Below are 2984 nucleotides of genomic sequence, written 5' to 3' on the forward strand. Positions count from 1 at the left end.
CCTGTATGCAATTTGCAGCAAGATTGATGGCGAATCACTATGAAGTCAGAAAAATTGCATGAATGGTTTTTTCTTTGATGAAAATTTACCAGCTAAAATCCTGTTTACTCCATCTTTACCGATCATTCATGTTTCGGTTTTAGGTAGAAGTCCAAGGGATACGGAAATTTGGCAATATGCAAAGGATAAAAAACTGGTTATTGGTTATTGTTACGAAATTGGTATTCCTGACAAAGGGAGTTATTTACTGAGGTCATCCGCTCTTTTATTGTCAATAATTTAGCATCCAACTTCCTTGACCTCAATAACTTGGAAGCCATAGTCTGAAGTTCAAAGGCATACTACAGAAATTCTGTCAATGCGTAAGTCCTATTATATTTTTTCGACAATGGCAAGTTAGTTAATGTCGATGACTGGGTTCCTTATTGACGGGTGTAGCGATGACAGTATTATTATCGCCTAAAGGCACTTTCCCCGCTCAAATAATTGATATTATTAGTCCCTATCAGTTAGTCATGAACCAGGGAAAACGAAACAACATCCAAGTAGGACGGCGAATGTTAGTGTAGGAACCAACCATGGAAAAAATTCAAGGTCGATGGGAATATCTAGAAATTCTCAAGGGGAGTGGACGGGTTATCAGCGTAGAGGAAAATAAAGCTACGATTGAATCCGATTACCTAAAGACATTTGAGAATCCTAAAATCGGGGATTCGGTTAAACCAATTTAGCAATTTTATCATGAGTAATCAACTTAAGGAAACAATAGGCGATTATGGCATCGAGAATAGTTTAGATGCCATGATTGACTTAATCGAGTTTGGATGCTTAAGCGAGCTACATAAAGCAGCAATATTAGCCTATTTAAGACAAGCTAAAATTCACATTATCGTTTTAGACAGACAGCAAGAAATCGTTGAATTTACTACTGTTGAGGTAGGCAATGGCTAATTTTTATTATGGAAGTGATTCAGGTCAAAATTACTGGATTAATTTAAATCATGTTTATTTTGTTAATCCAGAAGAAAACAGATTAATTCTGAAAATGTTAGGCGATTATGTCATTGCGGTTGAAGGCGATGATATAATCGCGCTAAAACAGGTTCTTTGGAGTCAGACTTTAAACTGGGAAGATGAGTTTAGGGACGACAAGCGAACCATGAAGATGTTCCCACCAGGGAGGAGGTAGAAGCGAGCAACAGCGAATTCTACCTGGAAGACTGGGAACCAAACTTTGCAAACTTTGATCTGGTTGATGACGATATTCCTATTTAGCCTAATCGCATCCTACCCGCTATTGCGGGGGGAATGGGGTTAGGGTCTAAACCTAATCCTAGTCCGAGAGTGCCTTTTAATATGATTTCAAGCGTTAGCTTGCACCTTAATCGTAAGGCTTCGAGGACTTTTAAGAATTGTGCCTTTTAAAGTGAGATACTTTTTAGAGATGAGGAGTAATTATTTATGGAAGCTGGCGGTTCACAACGAGGGATTTCCCCAACTCTGCGGCAAAGTGGTATCGGTTTAATGTTACTGGCATCGGGGGGAATATTAATCTGGTTTATCGCCTGGTTAAGTAATTTTAGCTTCGGGGGACGCAGTTATCGAGTCACCTTCCTTTTTCCTAATGTGGGTGGCATGATGGTGGGAACCCGCGTCGGTTATCGGGGAGTGAGAATCGGGCAAGTGACGGCAATTACCCCAGAACCGGAGGGAGTCGCCGTAGAAGTGGAGATTTCGCCCGCAGATCGCCTAATTCCCAGTAATTCCCTCATCGAAGCCATTCAATCTGGTTTAGTGGGTGAAACCACGATCGATATTACTCCCCTGCAAGCTTTACCCGTCGGTGGTATCAAAGAACCCCCTTTGAGTCCTAACTGCAATGGGGAAGTGATTATCTGTAACGGTTCCCGTTTACAAGGGCAATCGGCGCTAAATGTCAATACCTTGATCAGATCTTTACTGAGAATTTCTAATCTAGTTAGTGATCCCGATATGGTGGCCGGATTTCGTTCCTTTACCCAACGCGCTGCTAATGCCTTGGGGGGACTCGATCGCTTTAGTGGTGAGGCAACCACCGCTTTAAGCGAGGTTCGTCGCAGCGGTACTCTAGGTAAACTTAATTCGGGGATGAGATCTCTAGAATCCTTACCCCAAGTATCCGGTTCCCTCGATCGCCTTTCTAGTGATCTTTCCGGTGTCGGGGGATTGAGTCAGGAAGCGACTACTTTACTGAGAAGTTTACAGGGAAGTGGCGGCCTGAGAAATTTAGACGCTACTCTAGTGGAGGCCCGAAAAACGCTGCTTTTGGTGGGCCAAACTACCGAAGAACTGCGGGTTTTTTTGGCAGCTAATCAAAATCGTTTAATTGCCACTCTCGATAGTATCAAAACTACTAGCGATCGCCTACAAACTACTCTCGCTGCTTTAGATCCCATCCTGACGCAAGTGCAGAAAAGCCAAATTATCGAGAATTTAAACACTATTTCGGCAAATGCTGTTAAATTAAGCGAAAATTTAGGCAACTTTACCGCTTATCTCTCCGATCCTGCCACTGTTGTCACCCTACAGCAACTCCTCGACTCCTCTCGCGCTGCTTTTGTCAATCTTCAGAAAATCACCTCGGATGTGGATGAAATTACCGGTAATCCGCAACTGCGACAGGAAATTATCCGCTTAATTCAGGGTTTAAGTCGTTTGGTTTCTTCTAGCGAACAACTACAGCAGGAATTCGCCCAAGGTCAAGCAATGACAAGAATGGCCGCCCAAATTGCGACAATAGCCCCAAATCCCGCCGCTAATACCCCAGAAAAAGACGCTAAGAAACCTGAATCTAAGTAGGGTTTGCGGCAAAAACTTTTTCAGCAGACCCTAGTGGACTGTTTCAGCTAATTTGGTGCAATAGATTCTCCCGATTCCTCCTCCTCAAACACAGGATAAAGATGTTTCAGCTTGACCCTAGCATCGCTGGTCGTAAACGTCCATAT

General features: G+C 42.9%; 6 protein-coding genes. All 6 read left to right on the forward strand.

The genetic code is table 11. The features are described from left to right. Positions 1–58 precede the first annotated feature (58 nt). The 6 genes from EWV84_RS20600 (at position 59) to EWV84_RS20625 (ending at position 2838) form a co-directional block, all read left to right on the forward strand. Positions 59–283 (forward strand): hypothetical protein, encoded by a 225-nt coding sequence (locus tag EWV84_RS20600; protein ID WP_286823782.1) that lies wholly within the window; start codon positions 59–61, stop codon positions 281–283. Between the two features lie 157 nt (positions 284–440). Then, on the forward strand, positions 441–569 hold the full coding sequence (locus EWV84_RS20605) for a hypothetical protein (RefSeq protein WP_286823783.1): 129 nt from the start codon (positions 441–443) through the stop codon (positions 567–569). Between the two features lie 9 nt (positions 570–578). Continuing rightward, entirely contained in the window at positions 579–731 is a 153-nt protein-coding gene (locus tag EWV84_RS20610; protein ID WP_286823784.1) for a hypothetical protein, read from the forward strand. A 10-nt stretch (positions 732–741) separates the two neighbouring features. Further along, on the forward strand, positions 742–951 hold the full coding sequence (locus EWV84_RS20615; protein WP_287079754.1) for a hypothetical protein: 210 nt from the start codon (positions 742–744) through the stop codon (positions 949–951). Then, the gene (locus EWV84_RS20620; RefSeq protein ID WP_286823788.1) at positions 944–1189 is read left to right on the forward strand and encodes a hypothetical protein; all 246 of its coding nucleotides are present in this window, start codon (positions 944–946) and stop codon (positions 1187–1189) included. The genes EWV84_RS20615 and EWV84_RS20620 overlap by 8 nt, the downstream gene beginning before the upstream one ends. A gap of 272 nt (positions 1190–1461) precedes the next feature. Further along, on the forward strand, positions 1462–2838 hold the full coding sequence (locus EWV84_RS20625) for an MlaD family protein (RefSeq protein WP_287079755.1): 1377 nt from the start codon (positions 1462–1464) through the stop codon (positions 2836–2838). The last annotated feature ends 146 nt before the right edge of the window (positions 2839–2984 follow it).

This window comes from Microcystis sp. M_QC_C_20170808_M3Col (genome assembly GCF_007095505.1).
In the GTDB taxonomy this organism is placed as follows: Bacteria; Cyanobacteriota; Cyanobacteriia; order Cyanobacteriales; family Microcystaceae; genus Microcystis.